This is a genomic window from Burkholderia multivorans ATCC BAA-247 (genome assembly GCF_000959525.1).
GTDB classification, from domain to species: Bacteria; Pseudomonadota; Gammaproteobacteria; order Burkholderiales; family Burkholderiaceae; genus Burkholderia; species Burkholderia multivorans.
The window spans coordinates 1,048,876-1,073,746 of sequence record NZ_CP009831.1; the positions used below are offsets into that span (position 1 = coordinate 1,048,876).

The following is a 24,871-nucleotide window of genomic DNA, read 5'->3' on the forward strand; positions in this document are numbered from 1 at the left end:
TGCGGAACGGCATAAGCATCCAACGATTGAGTATTTGGGATGTTCGTGTCGATTATTTAATATTTTTCATGTTTTGACAGACTCACGGTCCCCGCACATGAAAATCGCTCGTTTCACCGTTGGCTTCGCGTTGTCCGCGTTCGCGCTGGTCGCGTCCGTTACCGCCGGCGCGCAATCCGCGCCGCAGACGATCCTGATCGGTCTCGCCGCGCCGCTGACCGGCCCGTCCGCGCGCATCGGCAAGGATCTGCAGAACGGCGCGCAACTCGCGATCGACGATGCGAACGCGAAGCATCCGACGATCGGCGGCAAGCCCGTCGTGTACAAGCTCGTCGCAGCCGACGACCAGTCCGACCCGCGCACGGCCGTCGCGGTCGCGCAGCAGCTCGTCGACCAGCACGTGATCGGCGTCGTCGGGCACTGGAACACGGGCTGCAGCGTGCCGGCTTCGCGCGTCTATCGCGACGCGGGCATTCCGCAGATCGCGCCGGCGTCGACGGGCCATCAGTACACGCAGCAGGGCTACGCGACGGCCTTCCGCATCATGGGTCACGACGATGCGGGCGGCAACTTCACGGGCGCCTACGCGGTGAAGACGCTGAAGGCGAAGCGCATCGCCGTGATCGACGATCGCACGTCGTTCGGGGCGGGATTGGCCGACCAGTTCATCAAGGGCGTGCAGGCGAACGGCGGCACGATCGTCGATCGCCAGTACGTGAACGACAAGACAACCGACTTCAGCGGCGTGCTGACCGCGATCAAGGGCAAGCGCGCGGATCTGGTGTTCTTCGGCGGGCTCGATGCGCAGGCCGCGCCGATCGCACGCCGGATGCGCCAGCTCGGCGTGAACGTGCCGCTGCTCGGCGCGGGCGGTTTCGTGAGCCAGACCTTCCTGTCGCTCGCAGGCAAGGACGGCGACGGCGTGACCGCGCTCGAACCGGGCCTGCCGCTCGAGCGGATGCCGGGCGGCAAGGCGTTCGACGCGCAGTACCAGGCGCGTTTCCGCGCGCCGATCGAACTGCATGCGCCGTTTGCGTACGACGCGGCCGCCACGCTGATCGCGGCCGCGCAGAAGGCAGGCTCGACGCAGCCGGCGAAGCTGGTCGCCGCCGTGCGCGAGATCGACCGGCCGGGCGTGACGGGCGAGATCGCGTTCGACAAGGAAGGCAACCTGAAGAATCCGGCTTTCACGATCTATCAGGTGTGCGGCGGGAAGTGGACAGTCGTCGATGTGCTCGGCGGCGCGCGGACTGCGGCGAAGTAAAGGACGACCGCTTTGCAGGGGCTCGGAGAAGCGCTCAAGCGCCAACTCGGGACGACAGCTTTGCATGGGGCCCGAGTAAGCGCTAAAGCGCTAACTCGGGCCGACGCTTTGCATGGGGCCCGAGTAAGCGCTAAAGCGCTAACTCGGGCCGACACGGAGACGATTCCATGACCGAAACTACCAAAACCTCCACGACCACTCCGGAAGACACGCGCCTCGGCATCCTCGCGCGGCGCCGCATCGAAGCCGAAATCATCAAGCCGATCTACGAGATCATGAAGCGCGAATTCGGCACCGAGCGCGCGCAGGCCGTGATCGCGGAAGCGGTGCGCGGCGCGGCGGTCGACGCGGGCCGCACGTTCGCCGCGCAGGAGCCGCACGGCACGAGCGTGAAGTCGTTCATCGCGCTGCAGGTGCTGTGGGAGAAGGACGATGCGCTCGACGTCGAAGTGCGGCGCGCGGACGATGCGCACTACGACTACGACGTACATCGCTGCAGCTATGCCGAGATGTATCACGCGATGGGGCTCGGCGAGATCGGACATCTGCTCAGCTGCGCGCGCGACAGCTACTTCATCGAGGGCTACGATCCGCGCATCGCGCTGACGCGCACGAGCACGATCATGCAGGGCGGCAAGCGCTGCGATTTCCGCTACGCACTGCAACCGGCGCCGCAGGGCGGCGCACAGGAGGCCGGCGATGCGTGACGAAGCGCAAGCGGGCCTCCGCGCAGCGGGGCCGCGCGTCGACGGCGAGCGGCTCTGGGCGTCGCTCGAACGGATGGCGCAGATCGGCGCGACGCCGAAGGGCGGTGTCTGCCGGCTGGCACTGACCGATCTCGATCGCGAGTCGCGCGACCTGTTCGTGCAGTGGGCGCGCGACGCGGGCTGCACGGTGCGCGTCGACAAGATGGGCAACGTGTTCGCGCGGCGCGCGGGCCGCCGCGCCGACGCGGCCCCCGTGATGACGGGCTCGCACGCCGATTCGCAGCCGACCGGCGGCCGCTACGACGGCATCTACGGCGTGCTCGGCGGCCTCGAAGTCGTGCGCGCGCTGAACGACGCGGGCATCGAGACCGAACGGCCGATCGATGTCGTGATCTGGACCAACGAGGAGGGCTCGCGCTTCGCGCCGGCGATGGTGTCGGCCGGCGTGTTCGCGGGCGTCTATTCGCTCGAATACGGGCTGTCGCGCACCGACGCAGCGGGCAGAACGATCGGCGACGAACTGGAGCGCATCGGCTATGCGGGCGCCGAGCCGGTCGGCGGCTATCCCGTGCATGCCGCGTACGAGCTGCATATCGAGCAGGGCGCGATTCTCGAACGCGCGGGCAAGACGATCGGCGTCGTGACGGCCGGGCAGGGGCAGCGCTGGTACGAGGTGACGCTGACGGGCATCGATGCGCACGCCGGCACGACGCCGATGGAATTTCGCCGCGATGCGCTGGTCGGCGCTGCGCGGATGATCGCGTTCGTCGATGCGCTGGGCCGCCGCCACGCGCCGCACGCGCGCGCGACGGTCGGCATGATCGACGCTCGGCCGAACTCGCGCAACACGGTGCCGGGCGGCTGCTTCTTCACGGTCGAGTTTCGTCATCCGGACGACGCCGTGCTCGACGAACTCGACGCGGCGTTGCGTGCGGAGCTGACGCGTATGGCCGCCGAAACCGGGCTCGGCGCGCAGATCGAACAGATCTTCACGTATCCGCCTGTGCCGTTCGCGGCCGCCTGCATCGACGCGGTGCGCGACGCGGCCGAATCGCTCGGGCTGTCGCACATGGACATCGTCTCCGGTGCGGGCCACGATGCGTGCTATATCGCGCGCGTCGCGCCGACCGGGATGATTTTCGTGCCGTGCGTCGACGGTCTGAGCCACAACGAAGCCGAAGCGATCACGCCGGAGTGGGCGACCGCGGGTGCGGACGTGCTACTGCGCGCGGTGCTCAAAAGCGCGCAGGAAACCGGCGCGTAACGGCGTCGTTGCCGCTAGCGCGGCGCTTTGCGGCGCGCGACGTAGGCCAGATACGCGACGATCTCGTCGAGTTCTCGATCGCTCAGCTGCGTCGGCGGGAACGCCGGCATCGCGCGGCCCGGCCAGTCGCGCACCGACGCCGGGTTGCGGATATAGCGGCGCAGCGCGGCCGGCTGGAAATAGTCGACGGGGTTCATCGGCGCGTTCAGGTCGGGGCCCGCGTGGCTGCTGCCGGCGCCGTCGATCCGGTGGCACGCGAGGCATTGCGTGACGAACAGGCGCTGGCCCGTGCGCGCGGGGGCGTCCGCAGGAACGGACGGATCGACGGCGAGCGACGGCCAGCGTGCGAGCGGCGCCGATTCGACGGTAATGCGCACGATCTGATACGGCCACTGTTCGCCGCGCACCGACGACGCGTGCGGCCCGACCCACACGAGATAGAACGGCCCGGCGCTCACGGGCTTGCCGGGCAGCTTCGGCCACGGGCGCGACGGATCCTCGACCGCGAGCCACGCGACCGCGCCGGCCGCCGCGCCGCGGCGCACGAGATCGAGCGGCAACTGCGCGGCGAAGCCGTCGGCGGCGCGCGTCTCGAGCACGCCATCGGCCGGCAGCGGCGCACCGCCGAACAGGTTCACGAACGGCACCGCGCGGAACGTCATCGGGCGGCCGTATGCGATGTCTTGCGGCACGTGGATGTCGATGGCGTCGGCGCGCGCGAGCAGCGCTTGCGGCGTCAGCATCTGCGGCGTGCCGTCGATGTCGAGTTCGAGCGCCGGCGCGGACTGCGCGAGCGCGCGCGGGCCGATCGCGTAGAGGATCAGCAACAGAAGCGAAAACCACCGACGCATGAGCATTCGTTCTCCGGGAAGCGGCGTTCCGGGCGGCGCGATGCGCGGCCGCGGGTGACGAAACGGGTCGGGCGACAGTCTATCCGCTTCGCGCGCTGCCCGCGATCCCGATTTCGATGGCCGCGATGTCGGCGCGTGCTCGGATGGAGGCCGGTGCGTCTGCAACGATCCACGCTGCATGCCCGATAGCACAATGTCGCCAGCCGCGCACCGGCAATGTCGGTAGACCGCGCGCGCCCATATCGGTCGATACCGGCCGCTGCGGTCGCGCGCCAGCGGATTTCCGACGATGCTCGACGCGCATCCGGACGTGCTCGGCCGGCATGCGCGCAGACGCACGCTCGACTAGCAGAGGGCGAAACGGGGCGGGCACTGCATCGTGCGATTCGGCGAGGCAGGCGCATGCAGGAGCTCGCCCGACCGTAGCGGCGGCGCGGCCCGCGCTACCGCGACGCGGGTCCGCGCACGCGCGCGCTCAATGCGTCGAGCATTGCGTATCGGCGGCCGACATCGACGTATTCAGCACCGGTCCGAAGTCGGCTTCGCGCGTGCCCGACGAGGTCAGCGACACGAAATGCATCGCGTCGCCGTTCGAGCGGAACGCCGCGATGCCGGTCGAGCCCCACGGAATCGGCGAGCGCTGCGAGCCGGTCACGGCGATCGCGGCAGGCCCAAGCGTCAGCGTCAGCAATCGCCCGTCGCGCGTCGGCACGTAAGCGCGGGATCCGTCGACGCCGATCTGCGCTTCGCGCACCGATGCGGGCAGGCAGTCGAGCGTCGCGGTGCGCTGACCGTCCGGCGCGACGAGCATGGCGACGCCGCGACCGGCCGAGGTCGTCGTCACGACGATGAAGCGGTCGATCGCCGGCACGTAGGCGGCCGAGTACACGTAGTACTGGATCGCGTCGTTCAGCGTGCCGAGCTTGTCGAGCTGCGCGGATACCGGATCGAACATCGCCGCTTCGAGCGTCGCGTCGGTGCTGCCCGGAATGAATTTTTGCCAGAGCAGCAGCGCCTTGCCCGGCGAGCCCGCGATCATCGGCCACCATTCGCGGCGATGTGCGACGACGGGGACGTGGTTCAGCACGCGGCCGGTCGCGTCGTACGTCTTCACATAGACGCCGTTGCCGGTGCCGAGATTGTCCACGCCGCCGCCGTCGACCCAGCCTTCCGAATAGAACACGACGAAGCGGTCCGACGCGGTCGCGACGTGGCCGGAGTGGCCGCCCGCTTCGACGTCGTTCGGATAGGGCTTGATCGGCCGCAGGTCGCGCCGATAGATTCCGTAGCGCTGGTTCACGACCTGCGGCGTGTTCCAGCCGTCCTCGAACGTGACGAAGATGTCGCCGCGTGCGTTCTGCGCGATCGACACGGGCTCCTGCGCTTCCGGCCGGCTGATGAACGTGCGCACGCGCGCGATGCGCGGCTGGCCCGGGCTCCACTGGCCGACGTACACGTCGTGCGGCCAGTTGCCGTCTTTCATCGCGCCGCGCGGCACGCGCCCCGAACTGCTGAAGAACACCCAGCGCTTGCCGTTGCCCGCGTCGGCGACGCCGATGCCGTGCATGAAGCGGCGCGGGTCGCCGGTATCCTTCGCCGTGCCGTTCGGATCGACGGTGACGGTGTGCACGACCGGCGCGCCGGCGCGTGCGGCCGGCGGCGCCGCGCCGACGCAGCATGCGCTGCAGACGATCGACGCGGCGATCCATGCCGCGGCGCGACGGCCGGCGCCCGGCCGCGCGCCGGCGGAGGTGGCGACGCGCGGCGCCGTCATTCGACCGTCACCGATTTCGCGAGGTTGCGCGGCTTGTCGACGTCCGCGCCGCGCGCGCAGCCGACGTGATACGCGAGCAGCTGCAACGGGATCACGTTGACGATCGGCGACAGCGCATCGCCCGATTCGCGCACGCGGATCAGATGCGTGTCGCGGTCGGCCTCGAGTTCGAGCTGATCGCCGGCAAGCACGTACAGCCGCCCGCCGCGCGCGCGCACCTCGGCCATGTTCGACTTCAGCTTCTGGAACAGCTGGTCGTCGGGCGCGATCGTGACGACGGGCATCGCGCTCGTGACGAGCGCGAGCGGGCCGTGCTTGAGCTCGCCGGCCGGATAGCCTTCGGCGTGGATGTACGACACCTCCTTCAGCTTCAGCGCGCCTTCCATCGCGATCGGGAAATGAATGCCTCGCCCGAGGAACAGCGCGTTCTCGCTCTTCGCGAACTTCTCGGCCCAGCCCATGATCTGCGTCTCGAGCGCGAGCGCATGGCCGATGCGCGCGGGTAGCGCATGCAGCTGCTGCAGTCGTTCGGCCGCCTGTGCCGGGTCGAGCCGGCCGCGCATCTGGGCGAGCGTGAGCGTCAGCAGGTACAGCGCGACGAGCTGCGTCGTGAACGCCTTCGTCGACGCAACACCGAGCTCCGCGCCGGCGCGCGTCAAAAAGCGCAGCGGCGAGTTGCGCGCGATCGTGCTCGTCGCGACGTTGCAGATCGCCATCGACAGATCCTGGCCCGTCGTGCGCGCGCGTTCGAGCGCGCCGATCGTGTCGGCCGTCTCGCCGGACTGCGAAATGCCGACGACGAGCGTGCGCGGATCGGCAACCGCGTCGCGATAGCGGTATTCGCTCGCGATCTCGACCTGCGCGGGCACGCCGGCGATCGACTCGAGCCAGTATTTCGCGGTGAGCCCCGCGTAATAGCTGGTGCCGCAGCCGAGCAGCAGCACGCTTTTCACTTTCGACAGCAGCGCGCGCGTGTCCGCGTGCGCGTCGAAGAGGGCGGGCGAGATTTCCTCGATCCCTTCGAGCGTGTTCTCGATCGCCTTCGGCTGCTCGAAGATTTCCTTCTGCATGAAGTGCTGGTACGGGCCGAGCGCGGCATCGCTGTCGCGCGCGCGCACTTCGCAGAGCGGGCGGCGCGCTTCTTCGCCGAGCGCATCGACGACGTCGATACGGTCCGGCGTGATCAACGCGACGTCGCCGTCTTCGAGATAGACGAAGCGGTCGGTCAGGTCGCCGAGCGCCGCGCAGTCCGATGCCAGATAGTTCTGCGTCGCGCCGATGCCGATCACGAGCGGCGAGCCCGCGCGGGCGGCCACGAGCCGCTGCGGTTCATGCGCGCTCAGCACGGCGATCGCATACGCGCCGTGCAGCCGCTTGACCGCGCGCCGCACCGCGTCGAACAGATCGCCGCGATAGAGGCTGTGCACGAGATGCGCGATCACCTCGGTATCGGTCTCGCCGCGGAACTCGTAGCCGCGCTGCCGCAGCTCCGCACGCAGCGTGTCGTGGTTTTCGATGATGCCGTTATGCACGACCGCGATCGTGTCGCGCGACACGATCGGATGCGCGTTTTTCTCCGACGGCGCGCCGTGCGTCGCCCAGCGCGTGTGGGCGATGCAGGTCTGCGCCTCGAGCCCGAGCGTCAGCACGCGATCCTGCAAGTCGGCGACGCGCCGCAGCGTGCGCTCGCTGCGCAGGCGCCCGTCGCGCAGCACCGCGATCCCGCATGAGTCGTAGCCGCGATACTCGAGCCGGCTGAGGGCATTGACCAATTGCGGCACCTGATTGTTCAGGCCGCTTGCTCCGACGATTCCGCACATGTTTTCACCTCGTCCAGAAGATGGTTCCGGCTTGCCTGCGCGGCGCGTCGGGACGGCGTCCCGACAAGGTCGCACCGCGCGGAAGACGTGTCATGCATTGCTTCCGGGTTCGCCCGTCGCCCATTCGCGCGGCGGCGGCCCCGCGTGGGCGATCCATTCGATGCCGCAGATCGATCCGTTCGCGTCGTGCGACGCGACGAGAATGCGCGACGCGCGCGGCGTGCCGCTGCGTCGCCGGTTGCCGGTGAGCAGGGCGGCCGGCACCGAGTGCGCCGTGACGCTGGCCGAGCGTCGCAGGATCTTCGATACGCGCAAGCGGTACGCGAGCGGATGCACGACGCGCCCGGCGATCAGCCAGGTGATCAGCGAGCCGCCGATCAGCGCGATACAGGTCACGTAGAACACGAGCTGCTCGATCGGCATCTCCGCTTCGTTGAACGGCAGCAGATAGCGATACGTGTAGATGCAGATCGATGCCCATACGCCGCCGACCAGCGCAGGTCGGCCGAAGCGGAACCAGGCGACCAGCAGCGGGCCGACGACGCCGCCTCGTTCAGCGATCATTTCGCGCGGCGTGCGCAGGGAGAGGTCAATAATCGGTGCTTTGTTCATGTTGAATGCCTCGGTCGGGACTGACCCACACGGCTCGCTTGCCACGGCCTCGCAGCACGACCGCCGGCAGCGCGACGACGGTAGTGATCATGCTGATCAGCCAGAAAGCGACGGGGTACCAAACGGTGTCAAGGAAATACATCAGCAGCTTCTCGTCGTAGCGACGATCGATCATGCTGCCGATGATCAGCTGCAGGATGCAGGTGGCGACCAGCAGCATCCCGTGCCAATGCGGTACGACGGAAACATGCCAGCTCGGCGGCAGCGGATAGACGACATCCACGAGCGCGAGCAGCAGAATGAACGACATCGCGTAGGCCCACGCGATGCCGATCAGATACTCGATGAACAGCGGCCACATCATCATCCGCGTCGGCTTCGCGAGCGCGCCGGCGTACTTGATCAGCACCTGGATGCCGCCCTTCGCCCAGCGCAGGCGCTGCCGGTACAGGCCCTTCACGGTTTCCGGCATCAGGATCCAGCTCAGCGCATGCGGCTCGTACACGACGCGCCAGTCGCTGCACTGCAGCTTCCAGCTGATGTCGATGTCCTCGGTCAGCATGTCGGTGCTCCAGAATCCGACGTCGGCGAGTGCGGTCTTGCGGAACATCGTGACCACGCCCGATACCGTGAAGATGCGGCCGTACACCTGCTGCGTGCGCTTGATCAGCCCGACGATCGACGAGAACTCGCCGACCTGCATGCGGCCGAGCAGCGACGTGCGCGTGCGGATGCGCGGATTGCCGGTCACCGCGCCGACGCCCGGATCGGTCAGGAAATGGTCGAGCATCCATTCGATCGCATCGTGGCCGAGCAGCGAGTCGCCATCGATGCAGAGCAGATACTCGGCGTTCGACATCGTGGCCGCGGTCGTGAGCCCGACCGCCTTGCCCTCGTTGCGCGCGTGATGAATCACGAGCAGCCGCGGGATCTCCACCGCGAGCTGGTTCAGGATTTCGCCGGTGCGGTCCTTGCTGCCGTCGTTGACCGCGATGATGTCGTAGTTCGGGTAGTCCATCGCATTCAGATGCTCGATCACGCTGCGTGCATTCGCCTCCTCGTTGAAGCACGGCACGACGATCGACACCTTCGGAAAGCCGCTCGCGGCGATCTTGCGCTTCGACAGCACGCGACCCTCTTCGAGCAGGAAGTAGTGCACGACGCCGCCGATCATCCACAGGTACGACATGAAGAACGGATAGTAGAAAACGAAATCCTGCAGCTTCGTAATGAGGCCGTGCGTGGTCATGGTGTCTTGGTCCCGTTGCGGTGCATCTGCATCAGTGCATTGATCGAGGTCGGATCGAGACGCGATTTCAGCGACATCACGTCGCGCACCGTGTCGAGATTCGGCTGGTTGTTCAGAAAGTTGTCCGGGTAGTACCCGAAGTTCACCGCGCCTTCGCTGCGCAGTCTTCGCATCTGCGCGAGCAGCGTGTCGGCGCCGATGCTCTTGTTCGTGTGCCAGTCGTACGACTGCAGCTCGAACACGGTGCGCGACAGGCCGTTCGGTTTCGCGCGCACGGTGCGCACGAGCCGGTCGAGCCAGCCTTCGGGATCGTCCGCGCGTTCCATGTACGGCATCGCCATCAGCGCGACGTAGTCGTAGGTGGCGAGGAAGTCCGCATAGTTCTGCGCGTACCACGCTTCGGACTCGGGCTTCAGCACCGGCATCGCGAAGATGTTGCGCGCGGTCAGTACGTCACCCGCGTTCTGATGCGAGAGCACGATCTTTTCGAGCTGCAGCGTGAAGTCGATCAGATGACGCGTCTTGCGCCGCGTCCAGCGCGCCATCAGGTCGGGATTGCCGCGGATCTTCGCGACGTCGGCGGGCAGCCCCCACTGCGCGTACGCGCGCAGCGCGTGGCGGCTCGCATCCTCGTAGTCGTCGAGCACCGCATCGTCGCTGAACAGGATGCCGCTGAACGACGCGTACTTGCTCAGGTCCTCGTAGATCTCCTCGATCATCAGCCGCGCATCGGGGTCGAAAGGACTGAGCCGGAACACGCGCGAGCCGTTTTCGCGGGCCGGTGCGCCATCGAGCGCGCGGACGGCTTCGAGCGCGCGATGCTTGTCCGCCGGCGGCTGGAACGCGAGCACCGGCATCCACGCATAGACCTGCACGTTCGAGCGCGTGTTGAGCTGCCACGCGGCGCGCGAGAACAGGTCCGAGCGCATCGGCAGATGGCGGTTCGGGAAGTACACGGCTTCGGCGACACCCGTGCCTTTCGGATCCGCGTACGCCTGCAGGTAGACCGATTTCGGCTGCATCCGGTAGATGCGCTCGACGAGCACGCCGAGGTTCTTTTCCTGCTGCGCGGGGTTCGGGTCGTACACCTGGTCGAGATCGACCTGCACGATACGCTCGACCGCGTCGACCGCGCCGCGGTTCGTCGCCGGCTCGCGCATCGACCGTTCGAAGCCGCCGATGTCGACGTCGTACATCATCAGGATCCGGCGCAGGCGATCGAGCGGCACGTCGGGCGTGTTCGGCCCCGCGTCGAGGCTGAACTGGATGCCCATCCCGAGCGATGTCGAGATGTCGCGCACCGGCTGGTTCTCCGCGCCGTACGGCCACACCATCGAGCGAATGGTGATGCCGGTGCGCTCGCGCACCTGGTGGATGCAGGTCTGCAGGTCGTTGCGCACGCGTGCGTGGAATTCCTCGTCGGTTTCGTACCGCTTCTCGTCGGGCAGATACAGGTGCGACGTGGTCGCCGGCAGTTCGTTGCCCTGCGGATTCGCGATCGCGCCGTGATGCAGATTGTGCGTGTGGCACGCGAGCTCGATCAGGTCCGACGAGCCGAGCTTGCGCACGTCGTCCCACGACATGAAGTAGTCGCGCGGCACCGACACCTTGTCGCTGATCTTGATCGGCACGTCGGGCGGCGCATCGATCCACGACGTGACGATGCCCATCACGGCCGGATAGCGGAAGCGCTCGAGCAGCGGCAGCACTTTCGTGTAGTGGCTGCGGTAGCCGTCGTCGAACGTGAGCAGCACGGCGCGCGGCGGCAGCGGCTTGCCGCCGTGGCGCGACGCCTCGATCTGCTTGACCGTGATCGGGTGGTAGTTGTTCGTCTCGAGCCACGAGAAGATCGCGGTCAGCGTGCCGGTGTCGACCGCGAACGGGTCGACCATCGTCGACGATGAAAACGTCGACAGCAGATTGTCGCGGACATCGTGCAGGCAAATCACGCGAAACGTCTTGCCGTCGGCCGGGTCGGACGGCGGCAGCAGGTCGATCATCTTGGCCTTCGTCACGCCGGGAAACAACGAGCACGCGGCGAATGCCCCGAGGCATCCGCACATGAAGGTCCGTCTGGATTGCATGGAGAGCTCCTGTTACTAGAACGGCAGGTTGACCGACAGGAAGCCCGTTTCCGAGCGTTCCCGCTGGCCGTCGTACGCATGGCTGCTGACTTCGATGCCGTAGCTGAGCGTGATGTCGCGCTTGAACGTCCACGCGTGCTCGAGGCGTGCGCTCCACAGCGCGCTCGTGCCGAAGCCGCGCTGGTTGAACGCGCCGCCCGACGCGTACAGGCGCTGCTGCAGCGACATGTCGCCTTTCTTCCACAGCGTCATTTGATGCATCGCGGTGACGGCCGCGGCGTAGTCGCGCCTCGGGCTGAAGTAGGGCGTGTCCTGCCGCGAGTTGCTGTCGGTGCCAAGGCCGAGCGACACGTTGACGAGCTGGTTCGCGGACGTGTAGACGCGCTGCGTGCCGGTGGCGGCGATTTCCTGGTGGAAGTTCGAGTCGCTGAAGCGGCTCACGCCGTAGGTCAGCTTCACTTCGCGCCGGTCGTTCTGCCGGTATGCGATCTCGACGTTGGCCGAGCGGCCCCAGATGTGCGCGACATACGCTTTCCACGGCAGCGAGTTGTCGTTGCTGTCGACGGCGCCGCTCAGCGTCCAGTAGTCGTCGACGTTGTAGGTCACCGTGCCGCGTCCGCCGGTGCGACCGTCGCCGCCGAACGAGCGCGTCGCTTCGGCCTGGATCGTCAGCGGCCCGTGCCGATAGTCGCCGCCGACGCCCGTGCGCGTGCGGCTGATGCGGCCCGTATCGGTCTGCGCGAAGCCGTAGAACGTATGCGAGAACACGCGCCAGTTGTCGCCGAACGGCTGCGAGTAGATGTAGCTGTCCGACGAGAAGCTGTTGTCGGCCAGCGCGCTGTTGCCGTGCTCGTAGCTGATGTCGGTCGTAAACACCGGGCTGCGGTACGCGTTGTAGTCGCGCTTGAACGAGCGCACCGCGGCGCTGTCCGGGAACGTGTTGTCGAGAATTTCGTCGGTCTCGCGCGCGGTCGCGTAGTCGTCCGCCGTCAGTGCGGCCCGGCCGAGCCCCGCCCGCATTTCGACGCTGTCCGGGTGATCGGTCAGCGTCGCCCTGTACATCGCCATCGCCTGACGCGGATGCGACTGCCCGGACACCGCGTCCGCATGCGCGGAGCGCACTTCGGCATTGAACGGCACCTCCTTTTCGAGCCGTTCGAGCTCGGCGATGCCTTCGTCGACGCGGCCCGTGTAGATCAGGTACTGCGCGCGCAGCCGGTAATAACGCAGGTAGTCCTCGTTTGCCGGATCCCACGGATGCACCTGACTCGCGGGCGGCAGGGCCGTGTCGATGTCGTTCAGTACGCGGCCCGCATCGGCGGCGCGCGCCTGATCGATATACGACCAGAACAGCCCCTCGCGCAGCTCGATCGGCCGCGTGCGCGAACCGTACTGGAAGCCGCGCGTCGCGCGGTCCGCGGCCGGCGCGCTCGCCTGCTTCAGCGCACGCTCGTAGACGGCGCTCGCCTTGCCCGGTTCGCTGACGTAGAGATATGCATCGCCGACCGCGGCCAGCGCGTCGATCGAGATCTCCGCGTCGGGCGGAATCGTCTCGAACGTCGCGATCGCCTTGTTCATGTCGCCGCGCGCGGCATAGGCGATCGTGCGGTCGCCGGCGAGCGCCGTGCGCACCGACGAATACTCGGGCGTGACCGGCATGCGCGAGTCGAGATCGTCCGCGGCCTTCAGTGCCTGGTCGATGCCGTCGAAGCGGTCGGTACTCGTCATCGAGCGCGCCTTGTCGCGGCCGCCGCGTACCTGCTGGCGGATCGACAGTTCCTCGAGTTGCGCGAGATCGACGGCCGAGAACGCGTCGGGCCGCGCCTTCGCTTCGTCGAGCGCCTTGACCGCGCCGCCGCTGACCGCGAGCCCGAACACGTCGTTGCGGACGGTCGCGGGGTCGGCGGTGCGCAGATTCGGCGCCTGGGCGTTCGGCGCCTGCGCCTCCGGCGGCTGTTGGGGCGGGGGCGTTACGTCCGGGCGCTCGATCGACGGCGCGCCGATCATCGGCGCCGCGCCGGCCGGCGTCGGACTCGGCGCAGTCGGCATTGCCGTGCCCGACATTTGCGCGATCGCCGTCGGTGCGGTGGGCGGCTGTGCGGTGGGCGGCTGTGCGGACGGAGGCGTCGCGTGGGGCGTCGTTGCGTCAGGCGCCGTTGTATCGGGCGCCGTCGCGTCGTGCGACGTTGCGCCGGCTGTCGGCACATCCGCCGGCATGGTTTCGGACGCGCCCTGCGTGCCGGCGGTGCCGCTGGCGCCGACGGCGTCCGCCTCGCTGTCCGCGGCAAAACAGGAGCCGGAGGCGACGAGCAGCAAGACGAGCGGCGCGTGCACGAGCATCCGCCGGTTGGGCGGAGCGACGGTGGTGCATTGTTGTTTCGGATTGTTGGCCACGGTGTGTCCTCACTTCGAGACGATCACGTCGATCGCATACCCGGCGACACGAGTCGCCGGTTGCCGTGCGGCCGGGATTAGGGCCCCGGCTGCGCTAGGTCGCCTTAAAGGCGATTGCGGATAGCTTGTCCGAGCAATGCGCGCGACTCGCTGTTCATCGGGTCGATCGCAAGCGCGCGGCTGGCGTTCTGCTCGACGCAATCCCACTGGTCGAGCTGCGCGCACCAGCGCGCCCGCGCGAGCGCGCGTGCGCCTTCCACCTCGTCGCGCGACACGGCCGCCGGCTCCATCTGTGCGGCATCGCTGGCGTAGCGCTCGTGCTTCGGCGCGGCATACGAGCGTTTGTGCGTGCTCGCGAGCACCGATGCGCGCGGCCGATGCGCGTCGCGGCGACGCGTCGTCGAGTGACTCGACGTCGTTCCCGTACGCGGGGTCGCGGCGAGCGCCGCGGGTGTCGACGCGGCGTCGGCCGCCTGCGGCGGCGCGGTCCGTGCGTTCGAGGCGGCCGCTGGCACGGCGGCCGATATCGAGGCAGACGCAGACGCAGGCGCGCCCGGCGGCGCGTTTTGCGCGAGCTCGATCGCGGACGCCGAGTGCGCGCCGGACACTGCTGCGACGACGGCCTTGCCCGTCTTGTCGGCCGCGTTCCCGACCGCGCCGGAGATGTCGTGCGAGGCGCCTCCATGACCGACGCGCGCATCTCGCTCGATGTACGCGAAGCCGCCGAAGATCGCGGCAAACGCGACGATGCTCAATGCGGCGTTCTTTCCGGGTCCCCAGGTCGGCTTCTGCGGGGAGACGGCACGGTCGTCCGGTCGTTCTGCACGGGTCATTCACTGCTCCTCTGATCGATGTCGTTATTGGCGAGCGGCGTCGTCGCGCGCTTCGCCGGTGGGCCGGCACGGCGTGCCGTTCACCATCGCAGCTGCGCGGTCAGCGATCCCGTTTCGACGATCGCGAACTGCATCGAGCCCTCGTACGTCCCCTCGACGCGGTAGCTCGCTTCCGGAAGACTGAACAGGCAGCGCGGGCCCGTTGCGTTGAATTCGACGAGCACGCGGCCGTGCCGTCGGAGCCGAACCTGCACGTTCGACAGCGGCTGTCCCGTCTGCGCGGACACGAAGGTCACGCCGAGGTTGTACGGGCGGCCGTCGGGCGGCAGTGGCGCGCTGCTGTCGATCTGCGTGTCGCCGCACACGTACGAGATCACGTAGCGGCCCGTATCCGGCGCCGAGGCGGTCGCGCTCGTTTGCGCGTACGCGCCCGCGCACAGCGCCGACATGACCACCGCGATAAAAGGACCAGCGTGCTGGCGAAGCGTGGATGACATTGCGGCCTCCGTCCGGATTGGGGGTGCGTGATTATTCAGAACAAAAAAATGCCGGCGTAATTTCGCGACACGCTATTGATACACGAAGGGTTTTTAACAAACAACTGTGTGTCGCACTGATGGGATGGATTATCGGCCTGTATTAAATGCGAAATCAGATGAAACCGAATTTCTCGCTTAATTATGATTAAAGGCGATATTGCCGGTGCGCCTGGAATGCGCCGGTAGAGATTGATCGGCTCGCAAATTATGGTCCCGGAACGCGGGGATTTTGTGCCGGAAAATAACGGCAGACAAAAGCAAGATTTGCCTGCAAAGCCCGGCCCGGCGGGCTTCTGCGGAGTAATGGATCAGATGATTCGCGGCCGTCGGTGCGGTACCTTACATGACGCTGTCGGATGGTTCGCAAATCAAAATTTCTATTTCGGTTGTAACAAGGTATTTCCATACGATAGATCGGACGGAATTAGCCTTCAAACAGGTATGATGAAGTAAAAAATGCAACGCGGATCGGAAAACGTTTTCGGCTTAAAGTGAGTTTCATTATCGGCAGCGATTGTTATCTGGCGTACAGACGAAAAGAAAAATGCTCGCCGGGTACATTGATTGCACTATTTCGCCGCACCCGTTTCGTATGCGGTTTTCAGTCGCGGCCGGGTATGTCGCGACGGGTCCGAGGACTTTCGTTCGTCGTTGAGTTGCGGCGGCTCGCGATCGTGGCGGCGCTTGGACCAGACCCCGCAATGCGCACGTGCGGGCGCGCCGGCATGGCGACGCTGCGCGGCGAGCTTCCGGCGATGCGTAGTGGTGTGCGACCCGTATCACGTTCGTCGATGGAGGCGGCCCGGTCGACTATGACGACCCGAGGGTCCGGAGACGCCGCGCGGGGGCGAAGCAGTGTGCACGATTCAGTGGCGCGTTCGATCTCAACACGGCGACGCGGCCCGTCATACATTGGCGACCGCGGCGAATCGGCCGCGTGTAGTGGGCGTTGCCTGTAACGCGCCCGACAAGCGGCACAACGCCGGGTGTGCGGCGGGCGGAGCGGCGGCGGCCGGCTTGTTCCGACGAATGGGCGGTGCGGGGCTCACGCATGCAAGGATTGTCGATTGACGCGCTCGAGTTCTTGCCGGACGCGAGCTGCAGACAGGGCCGGGCGGCTTGCCGTTGTCACGGGCGCCGACGACAGGCAGATAGGCTGCGCGGGACGTCCAATAGCAAGGTGCGCATCCCGCGGAGTCACTGCCGCGCATGTTCGTGATCCGACCGCATCGTTGCCGTGTCGGCGCCGATGGACAGCATCGTCGAATTGACGCCGCCATTGCGGACCCACGTCATACCGCCGATCTTGTCGAGCGAAGCGGCGGTTGCAACGCGGGCGACCGGGAACCCGTTTCGATCGCGCCGCTACGACGAGCACGCGCTCGACCGTATGGTTGCGTATGCCGCGATCGAACGGCGGCCCGGCGACGGCGTCTCGCACCGCGTCGCATACGTTGAGTCGCGACGCGTGCTCAGCCGGGGCCGGGACGGCGCGCGTCCCGCGCATCGAATGCCGTCTACGTTGCGACGCGCATTCCGTCACGCGTTCGCGGCGCCGCTCGAGTCCAGCGCGCGATCAACCGGAAGCCGAACAGCATCGACGTGGAAGTGCTTCAGTTGCTCGAGCGTTCCTGCTTCCATCGTCGTGTACGCGGTGTGATGCCGACGTCGCCATCTATGAAAACGACCGTCTGATCGCTTGTCCTCGAAGTGCAAGATTGAATTAACACAATTAAACGCTGTTCTGCATACGCGCAAACGTTTCAATACGAATGAATTGCGCAATTTAGACAAATCGAATGCAGGTCGGATTGTCCTGAGGCACATAACTGCGCGTGGACGAATTCGAATTGCGTGAAAGCCTAAAGGCGATCGCTGCGAGTCTCGTAGCACTGCAACATAAGTTGACCGGCCGGCATCTGCATATTGCAGCGCGCGGTCGTTCGCTGCCGAAAGCCGACCCGTTCATTCGGCGCAGTCGCCGCGGCCGGCAGGGCCCGTACGCTCCGCAGCCCGCGCGCGGCCTCCGTCTCCGCGCGGGGCGGCTGCAGCGCTAGTCGCGCCGGCAAATCGCAATACTTTGTTATATCTATTTAATAGTTTGTTATATCCATTTAACAGTTTGTTATATCTATTTATTAATTCGCGATTCGTGGCGTGTCTCTATATCAAAAATTGACATTCTAAATTTGCCAGATACTTGGCGATTTTGATGGAAATTCGACCTATTAGGACGAGTCTATATTTTCTAAACGAAAATTTCGAACTCGTATTATTTTTGCGATGAGGGTGACATGAAAGAATCGCCGCCGTAATTTGAATCGTTAGTGAATATTTTGAAGTCGACGCGCCGTGAATCGGCACTACCGCCTGTGAGGCACGCCACGTTGCGAAGCGTGTTTGCCCGCATCCTCTCTGCCGTCGGTATCAGGCTCCTGTTCGTCGTCGTCGGCTTGGCGCTCGTCTCGGCCGGCGTGGCTTGCAACGCGATGCCCGCGCCGGCCGGGATGGTGTCGGAGCCTGCCGCCACGCCAGCGGGAGGCGTCGGCACCGTATCCGAGCCTGACGCCACACCGACGGAACCGGCCGACGCGCTTGCGGAGCCGACGACGACCGTACCCGCACGGCGTGTCGAATTCGACATCGAGACGCTGAAGGAGCGCGGTCTCGATCCGGCGCTCGCCCAGTACTTTGCGGAGAAGCCGCGCTTCGTCGGCGGCGTGCATCGTGTGTCGCTGTCCGTCAACGGTCAACCGCGCGGCACGGTCGACGTTCGCTTCGACGATCGCGGTAACGTCTGCTTCGACCGCACGTTGATCGGCCGCGCGCGCCTGCGCCTGCCGGACGAACTCACACCGCCGCGCCGGTGGAGCCTGCTCGCATTTCTGAGCGGACAGCAGCCGCTGCTTGCGGAGCCGGAGACGGTCGACACACGCGAATCGGGCACCGACGGATCGGCATCGCGCGGCAACGACGCGGCGGGTGCCGCAGCGAACGATGCGCGTCGCGTTGCCGAATCCGAACGCCGGCTGGCACAACCGTTCGCCGCGAACTGCTACGACTATCGGACGTTTCAGCCGCAGACCGAAGTCAGCGCCGATTCGGCGAAGGATATGGTCGAAATCGTCGTGCCGGCGGACGCGCTGACCCGGCCGCGTCCCGGCGATAACGCGTCGTCCGGCGGTGCCGGCGCGATGCTGAACTACAACGTCGTCGCAGGCGGCAGTCGCTCGAGCGGCAGCAGTACCGCGACGTTCCTGTCCGCGGATACCGAAGCCGGGTTCAATCTCGGCGACTGGGTCGTGCGCAGCGCGCAGACGTACTGGCGGCAGCAGGGCCAGGCCGAGTTTCAGATGCCGTACGCGTTTGCGCAGAAAACCGACGTCGAGACCGGCTATCTGGTGCAGGCGGGGCAGATCGGGATCCGGAACCCCGTGGTCAGCGGCATGCCGATCGAGGGCGTGCAGATCTTGCCCGACGACGCACTTGCGGCCAGCGACGGCGGCAGCACGATTCGCGGCGTCGCGACGCAGCAGTCGCGTGTCGAGGTCCGGCAGGCCGGCATTCTGATCTACACGACGCTGGTGCCGGCCGGGCCGTTTCTGCTGCGCAACGTGACGCTGATCGACCGCTCGTCGCTGATCGAAGTCACGCTGATCGACGACGCGAACAACAAGCGCAGCTTCACGGTCCCGCCTGCTTCGCTCGTCGCGCCGCGCGGCGCACCGCTCGGGCTGTCGCTCGCAATCGGCCGCGTGTACCAGTATCGCGGGCCGCGCGACATGGCGCGACCGATCGTGGTTTCCGTCGCGAAGGGATGGAACGTCGGCCGGCGGTCGAGCGTGGTGGCCGGCGCGATTGTCTCGTCGCGCCATCAGGGTGTCGGCGTCAGCCATTCGATGCCGCTGTTCGGAAACAGCGTATCGATGGGAAACAACGCACAGCTCAGTCGTTCACCGACGCTCGGCGAGCGCGGCGCAAGCGTCGGACTCTCGTTGTCTGCGCAGCTGCCGGGCGACATATCGATGAACGTGCAGGCGAATCGACAGACGATCGGCTTTCGCTCACTGTCCGACACGCTGTATGACGTGCCCGATACCGTTCGCCGTTCGGCGTACTGGGAGATCATGCGCCACTACCGGATCCGGGACGTGATGTCGGGCTCGGCGAGCTGGAACAGCAAGCAGCTCGGCGCGCTGTCGGCGTCGTTCAATCGCTTCTCGACGTACGCCGGCTTCTCCGGTCAGCACGTTGCCGCGTCCTGGAATCGTCAGTTCGGGCGAGCGAGCCTGTCGATCAACGTCGACCGTTCGCTCGGCCGCGGCACGACCGGCGACGATACGGCGATCTACGCGTCGCTGAGTTTTCCGCTTGGACCGGTTCACACGAGCACTTACGTGACTCGCAACGGCGGCATGCTGCGCGGCGGCGTGAACGCGAGCCAGACCGTCAACGACTTCGTCAGTTACAACATCGGCGTCGAGCGTGGGCAGCACAGCGGCAGCGAGCGCGGATTCGCGACGCTGAGCTTGTGGCCGCGCTACACGCAGGTGTCGATCAGCGGTTCGGCGCAGCGCGACAGCGGATCGCTGTCTGCACAGGTGCAGGGCGGCATCGTCGCGACGAAGGCGGGCGTCACGCTGTCGCCGTACAGCATCGGCGAAACGTTCGGCATCGTGTCGACCGGTGAACTGTCGGGCGTGAGCATCAGCACGCCCGCGGGCATCGTGTGGACCGATCCGCGCGGCAAGGCCGTGATCGGCAGCATTCCCGCGTATACCGAGGTCAGCACGGTAGTCCGTACCGAGACGTTGCCGCGCGACGTGGACGTGCGGAACGGCTATGCGGAGCTCAATGCGGGACGCGGATCGGTGAACTTCGTCGACATCGAGGTGCGCCGGACGAAAAGGATGCTGCTCAACGTGCATCTGCAAGACGGGAGCCCGCTGCCGGTCGGCGCATCGATTCGCGATGAGAAAGACCAGTACGTGACGACTGCCGTCGGCGACGGCGTCGTCTATCTCGATCAGGACCCGGCAGGGCCGCTCGTCGCGCGTTTGCCCGGCGGCGGTCGGTGCAACCTGCAGTTTCAGGTGCCCGACGCGCTGCGCGCGGACGCGACCGTCGCACAGATCGACGCGACCTGCGATGCCGATTCCCATCCCAACTAGGGAGTATTCGATGAACACGATTCGCACTTTGGCAATCGCGGCGTTCGTGCTGGGCGGTGTGACGCTTGCCCGCGCCGAACGCTGCGCGATCGCCGTCAGCGATCCGAAGGTCGATTTCGGGCGCGTATTCGGCGACCGCATCGGCGCACCGCGCGGTGCCGATCGCCGTCCGGTCGCGTCGGCGAACCGGGCGCTCGCCGTGCAGTGTCGACAGGAAAGCGTCGCGGCAATCCGCTTCGACGGCGTCCCGTCCGCGGACGGCAGCATCCGGCTCGGGGACGTAGCCCGCTACACGGTCACCGTGACGCGCGTCGCGCTCGACGGGCGCGACGTGATGGCGGGCGTTGCGCGAGGCGGCGATGCGGCGGCAGTCACGCCGGCCCCGCTGATCCTGATGCCGGGCGACATGCTCGTGCCGTACGACGCCAATCGTCCGGCAGCGGGCCGACGTCTCGACGTCTTTATCCGGATCGACGCATTTCGAGCGGCCGAGACGACGCTGAGCGGCGAGGTGACGGTCACGTCCGAGCCGCGCTTCAGCGTCGTTTCCACGCCGTGAGCGCGTTTCGTTCAACTTCGCTCTTTTCAAACCATATGGAGGACTGATGTCTCATATCAATCGCATTCTGTCGGCACTGCTGCCGATCGCTCTGACTGCCGTCCCGGCAGCACCCGCGCATGCGGCCGGCATGGTGCCGGAAACGTCCGTCGTTCTGATCGACGAGGCCGTCGGCGAAACCGCAATGAAAGTCCGCAACACCGACGACAAATCGGCGCTGCTGTACACGATCATCGAGCACGTGCCTGACGATCAGGAGAAGCTGTTCACCGTGACGCCGCCGGTCGCACGCGTCGACCCCGGTCAGACGCAGCTGGTTCGTTTCATCCTGACAAACAGGACGCCGCTGAAGACCGAGCGGCTCGCGCGCGTCGTCTTCGACACGATCGGCGAACGTAAGGACCCGGACGCAAGCATCGTCGCGATTCGCGTTCGTCAGAACCTGCCGGTGATCATGCACCCGAAAGGGCTCGCGGTGAATCGCGAGCCGTGGAAGCTGCTGAAGTGGGAAGCCGTCGACGGCAAGTTGCGCGTCGTGAATCCGAGCCCGTACGTCGTGCGTCTCGGCGCGACCGTCGAGGTGCTGCCGACGAAGAAGCAGGCGTACCTTCCGAACACGTACATGCTGCCCGGTCAGGCGACCTACGTGATGATGCCGAAAGACGACAAACGCAAGGGCGCGCCGCGCACGCCGTCCGCAAAGGATGCTGCCATCACGGCCGAAGCGAAGGCCGAAATCGAAGAGATGCTGAAGCTCTACCCGGGCGCCACGTCGATTCGCTTCCAGCCGGCAACGAGCTACGGCTACATGGCCGACATCTACGAGGCGCGGATCGAAACGCCCGCAGGCAGCCATCAAACGAACGCCGCGCAAAGCGGTTCGGCATCGCGATGACAATCGGGCCGGTCGCGGACGTCGTCAGGCAATTTAGAACTTGTTCTATATAAATTTGGATCACTGATCAATAGAATCTGTCACATCCGATATCGATGCCATTCTTTATCGGATATTTTTGAGCAATCTGCTATACAACAGGAGAGCAGCAATGAATCGAATGAAACTGAATCCGGCGCTGGGCGCGATCGCAATCGGCGTCGCGATGCTGGCCGCAGCACCTCAGGCATTCGCGCAGTCGTCCGCGGTGCTGAAGGTCACGGGCACGATCGTTCCGCCGGCATGCACGCCGACGTTCGAGGGCGGCAGCACGATCGACTTCGGCCAGGTGTCGCCCCGCGCGGATTTCACCAAGGTCGGCGAGAAGAAGACGTCGCTGCGCATCGCCTGTACGTCGCCTTCGTTCATCGCGTTCAAGGTCACCGACAACCGGAACGGTACGCAGGTCAATCGCGGTTTGCTGACGAACTCGAAGGACACGGTGATGAGCTGGCTGGTGCCGAACCTCGCGGATCAGGGCGGCGGCATCATGGGCTGGAACGACCAGCTGTTCGGCCTGGGCAAGACGACGAAGGGCGCGAAGATCGGCGCGTACTCGATGCAGCTTGGTGCGGCGAAGGTGTCGGGCTCGACGAGCGGCGGCCTCGGCTCGCTCACGAACCTGGCGGTCACGACCGGCGTCTCGCTGAGCGACTGGATGCCGGCCGTCGGCGGCATTGCCGATTCGACGTACAAGTCGATCGCCGGCATGGTGCCGGGCTTCAACGCATCGCATGGGCTGTGGATCACGCGCAGCGGGATGCTCGGTAAGCTGGATAGCGACACCGGTCTGTACATCGCGAAGAACTTCAAGTATTCGGCGGTGAACGCATTCAACATCGGCAATGCGCTGTCGATGGCGGTCGTCGGCGGCGGCGTCGCGCATGCGATCAACGGGACGAACTTCACGTTCCCGATCAAGGTGCGCGCGATGCTGAACTCGGCAAGCGAACTGGGTACCGGTACGGCCGAGAAGCTGGATGGTCAGGCGACGTTCGACCTCGTCTATATCTAATCTAGGCGCGGAATCGCTCGCCGGTCAGGCGAACCCGGGCACGACAACGGACGCGGTCGCGTCGCACATGTCGTCGTGCCGCTCAGGCGAGCGACCACGCCGATGTAGCGTGCGCCGCCGTGGTCGCGATCCTGCGATCACGGCGGCGCTGTCTTTTGAGCGGTCGCGCCGTTCGCGGGGGGCTTTCACGTCGGGATGGCTTGCGGCGCGGTCGCCGTGCCGCGAGAGCGCGGTATCGCAATCGACGCGCCGGCTTTGCAGGCCGCATTGCTCCCCGGTGCATGACGACGCTGGCCGCAAGCGGCGGGCGATGTTTAAGTCTTCGTTAATACTGCGCGCCTAGCATGACGGTGTCGGCGGCCGCGGTAGGTGGAGGTTCGGCGCCGATTGCACGCGCGGGTGCGTCGACGTGTTGGCGCCGCGCCCTCGCGCGTCGTCAGTCCATTGCAACGGCGGCCCAACATGATCAAGACTTTCGACTACCCGCTCGGCAACGACACGATTTCGCTTTGCGCAAGCTTCGGCGCCGGCCCGGCCTGGCGCCGCGTGCTCGTGAGCCGCGCCGATTCGATGGAGACGCTGGTGGTGCTCGACGCGCGCGGCCTGTCCGGGCTGCTGAAGGTCGCGACCGAGGCGCCTGAAGGGCTGCTGGACGACGCGATCCGCAAGGTCGGCGACGAGCGGCTCGTCGAGCGCGCGATTCGCGGGAGAACGGTGGTGGAGGCGTCGTTGTGACGACGTCGTCTGCGCGCTTGCGCGGTGCGCGCGGCGCCGCATCGTGCCGCGCGCCTTCGTGCGTGAACTACATGGCGAAGCGGTCGGTCGCCGCGAGCAGCGCGCTCAGGATGCCCGGTTCGTTGTATGCATGCCCGGCGTCGGGCACGATTTCCAGCGTCGCGTCCGGCCACGCCTTCGACAGCTCCCACGCGGTGCGCGCCGGCGTCGCGATGTCGTAACGCCCCTGAACGATCACGCCCGGAATGCCCGCCAGGCGATGCGCGTCGCGCAGCAGCTGCCCTTCATCGACGAAGCCGCGATTCACGAAGTAATGATTCTCGATGCGCGCGAACGCGAGCGCGTAGTGGCCGTCCGCGAAATGCTCGGCGAGTGCCGGATCGGGCAGCAGCGTGATCGTGCGGCCTTCCCACACGCTCCACGCACGGGCGGCCTCGAGCCTGGCCGTTTCGTCGTCGCCCGTCAGCCGTCGATGGTAGGCGGCCATCAGATCGTCGCGCTCGGCCGGCGGAATCGGCGCGATGAATGCTTCCCACAGATCGGGAAACAGCCACGAGGCACCTTCCTGGTAGTACCACAGCAGCTCGGCGCGTCGCATCGTGAAGATGCCGCGCACGATCAGCGCGCTGACGCGCGCCGGATGCGTTTCCGCATACGCGAGACCGAGCGCGCTGCCCCACGAGCCGCCGAACACGAGCCATTGATCGGCACCGACCATCTCGCGCAGGCGTTCGATGTCGGCGACCAGATGCCAGGTCGTGTTGTTGTCGAGGCTTGCGTGCGGCGTCGAGCGTCCGCAGCCGCGCTGGTCGAACAGCAGCACGTCGTAGCGCTGCGGGTCGAACAGACGGCGATGGTCGGCACTGCAGCCGGCGCCGGGGCCGCCGTGCAGGAACACGGCGGGCTTGCCGGCCGGATTGCCGCAGCGCTCCCAATAGATGCGGTGGCCATCGCCGGTGTCGAGATAGCCGTGGGCGTAGGGTTCGATCGGTGGATACATGGCGGCTCCTCGTGAACGGGGTCGCAGGCATTATGCGTGAAACGGCCGCGGTGTGTTCGGCGGGCG

General features: G+C 66.4%; 19 protein-coding genes. 9 read left to right on the forward strand and 10 right to left on the reverse strand.

All coding sequences use genetic code 11. The annotated features are described in order from the left end of the window. The first annotated feature begins 97 nt into the window (after window positions 1-97). The 3 genes from NP80_RS06980 to NP80_RS06990 all read left to right on the forward strand — a co-directional run bounded on the left by NP80_RS06980 (window position 98) and on the right by NP80_RS06990 (window position 3,235). On the forward strand, window positions 98-1,264 hold the full coding sequence (locus NP80_RS06980; protein WP_006409862.1) for a branched-chain amino acid ABC transporter substrate-binding protein: 1,167 nt from the start codon (window positions 98-100) through the stop codon (window positions 1,262-1,264). A 167-nt stretch (window positions 1,265-1,431) separates the two neighbouring features. Then, on the forward strand, window positions 1,432-1,971 hold the full coding sequence (locus tag NP80_RS06985; RefSeq protein ID WP_006403831.1) for an L-2-amino-thiazoline-4-carboxylic acid hydrolase: 540 nt from the start codon (window positions 1,432-1,434) through the stop codon (window positions 1,969-1,971). Beyond that, complete coding sequence (locus NP80_RS06990; protein WP_006403830.1) at window positions 1,964-3,235, forward strand: Zn-dependent hydrolase; 1,272 nt, start codon at window positions 1,964-1,966, stop codon at window positions 3,233-3,235. Before NP80_RS06985 ends, NP80_RS06990 begins: the two co-directional genes overlap by 8 nt. Window positions 3,236-3,249: 14 nt before the next feature. Here NP80_RS06990 and NP80_RS06995 read toward each other — a convergent pair whose 3' ends face one another. From NP80_RS06995 to NP80_RS07035, 9 genes are all read right to left on the reverse strand, one after another. After that, the gene (locus tag NP80_RS06995; RefSeq protein ID WP_035487805.1) at window positions 3,250-4,092 is read right to left on the reverse strand and encodes a cytochrome c; all 843 of its coding nucleotides are present in this window, start codon (window positions 4,090-4,092) and stop codon (window positions 3,250-3,252) included. Between the two features lie 469 nt (window positions 4,093-4,561). Then, a complete protein-coding gene (locus NP80_RS07000; RefSeq protein WP_006403827.1) occupies window positions 4,562-5,860 on the reverse strand; it encodes a hypothetical protein in 1,299 nt (432 codons plus the stop codon). Continuing rightward, window positions 5,857-7,680 carry a glutamine--fructose-6-phosphate transaminase (isomerizing) gene (gene glmS, locus NP80_RS07005; protein WP_006399815.1) on the reverse strand — a complete coding sequence of 608 codons (1,824 nt, stop codon included), beginning with the start codon at window positions 7,678-7,680 and terminating at the stop codon, window positions 5,857-5,859. The genes NP80_RS07000 and glmS overlap by 4 nt, the downstream gene beginning before the upstream one ends. 90 nt (window positions 7,681-7,770) lie before the next feature. After that, window positions 7,771-8,292 (reverse strand): hypothetical protein, encoded by a 522-nt coding sequence (locus tag NP80_RS07010; RefSeq protein WP_006410901.1) that lies wholly within the window; start codon window positions 8,290-8,292, stop codon window positions 7,771-7,773. Then, window positions 8,270-9,541 (reverse strand): poly-beta-1,6-N-acetyl-D-glucosamine synthase, encoded by a 1,272-nt coding sequence (gene pgaC / locus NP80_RS07015; RefSeq protein WP_006410904.1) that lies wholly within the window; start codon window positions 9,539-9,541, stop codon window positions 8,270-8,272. Before pgaC ends, NP80_RS07010 begins: the two co-directional genes overlap by 23 nt. Next, a complete protein-coding gene (gene pgaB, locus NP80_RS07020; RefSeq protein WP_006410898.1) occupies window positions 9,538-11,625 on the reverse strand; it encodes a poly-beta-1,6-N-acetyl-D-glucosamine N-deacetylase PgaB in 2,088 nt (695 codons plus the stop codon). Before pgaB ends, pgaC begins: the two co-directional genes overlap by 4 nt. Window positions 11,626-11,640: 15 nt before the next feature. Beyond that, window positions 11,641-14,019, reverse strand: a complete 2,379-nt coding sequence (gene pgaA, locus NP80_RS07025) for a poly-beta-1,6 N-acetyl-D-glucosamine export porin PgaA (protein WP_035487802.1) — start codon at window positions 14,017-14,019, stop codon at window positions 11,641-11,643. 104 nt (window positions 14,020-14,123) lie between these two features. After that, window positions 14,124-14,774: a hypothetical protein gene (locus NP80_RS07030; protein ID WP_006403820.1), complete on the reverse strand. Its 651-nt coding sequence runs from the start codon at window positions 14,772-14,774 to the stop codon at window positions 14,124-14,126. A gap of 158 nt (window positions 14,775-14,932) precedes the next feature. Then, entirely contained in the window at window positions 14,933-15,349 is a 417-nt protein-coding gene (locus NP80_RS07035; RefSeq protein WP_006403819.1) for a ubiquitin family protein, read from the reverse strand. A gap of 1,291 nt (window positions 15,350-16,640) precedes the next feature. Between NP80_RS07035 and NP80_RS31215 the strand changes: the two genes are divergently transcribed. The 6 genes from NP80_RS31215 to NP80_RS07060 all read left to right on the forward strand — a co-directional run bounded on the left by NP80_RS31215 (window position 16,641) and on the right by NP80_RS07060 (window position 23,805). Beyond that, on the forward strand, window positions 16,641-17,051 hold the full coding sequence (locus NP80_RS31215; RefSeq protein WP_157160124.1) for a hypothetical protein: 411 nt from the start codon (window positions 16,641-16,643) through the stop codon (window positions 17,049-17,051). 736 nt (window positions 17,052-17,787) lie between these two features. Next, window positions 17,788-20,562, forward strand: a complete 2,775-nt coding sequence (locus tag NP80_RS07040; RefSeq protein ID WP_226823149.1) for a fimbria/pilus outer membrane usher protein — start codon at window positions 17,788-17,790, stop codon at window positions 20,560-20,562. Continuing rightward, window positions 20,540-21,121 (forward strand): DUF1120 domain-containing protein, encoded by a 582-nt coding sequence (locus NP80_RS07045; protein WP_226823147.1) that lies wholly within the window; start codon window positions 20,540-20,542, stop codon window positions 21,119-21,121. Before NP80_RS07040 ends, NP80_RS07045 begins: the two co-directional genes overlap by 23 nt. Window positions 21,122-21,167: 46 nt before the next feature. Beyond that, on the forward strand, window positions 21,168-22,016 hold the full coding sequence (locus NP80_RS07050; RefSeq protein WP_006403813.1) for a fimbria/pilus chaperone family protein: 849 nt from the start codon (window positions 21,168-21,170) through the stop codon (window positions 22,014-22,016). Between the two features lie 151 nt (window positions 22,017-22,167). Next, the gene (locus NP80_RS07055) at window positions 22,168-23,070 is read left to right on the forward strand and encodes a DUF1120 domain-containing protein (protein WP_006403812.1); all 903 of its coding nucleotides are present in this window, start codon (window positions 22,168-22,170) and stop codon (window positions 23,068-23,070) included. A 462-nt stretch (window positions 23,071-23,532) separates the two neighbouring features. Beyond that, window positions 23,533-23,805, forward strand: coding sequence for a hypothetical protein (locus tag NP80_RS07060; RefSeq protein ID WP_006399824.1), 273 nt, complete (start codon window positions 23,533-23,535; stop codon window positions 23,803-23,805). Window positions 23,806-23,872: 67 nt separating this feature from the next. On the opposite strand, the gene pip is transcribed toward NP80_RS07060, so the two are convergent. Continuing rightward, a complete protein-coding gene (gene pip / locus NP80_RS07065) occupies window positions 23,873-24,805 on the reverse strand; it encodes a prolyl aminopeptidase (RefSeq protein ID WP_006403811.1) in 933 nt (310 codons plus the stop codon). Window positions 24,806-24,871 lie beyond the last annotated feature (66 nt).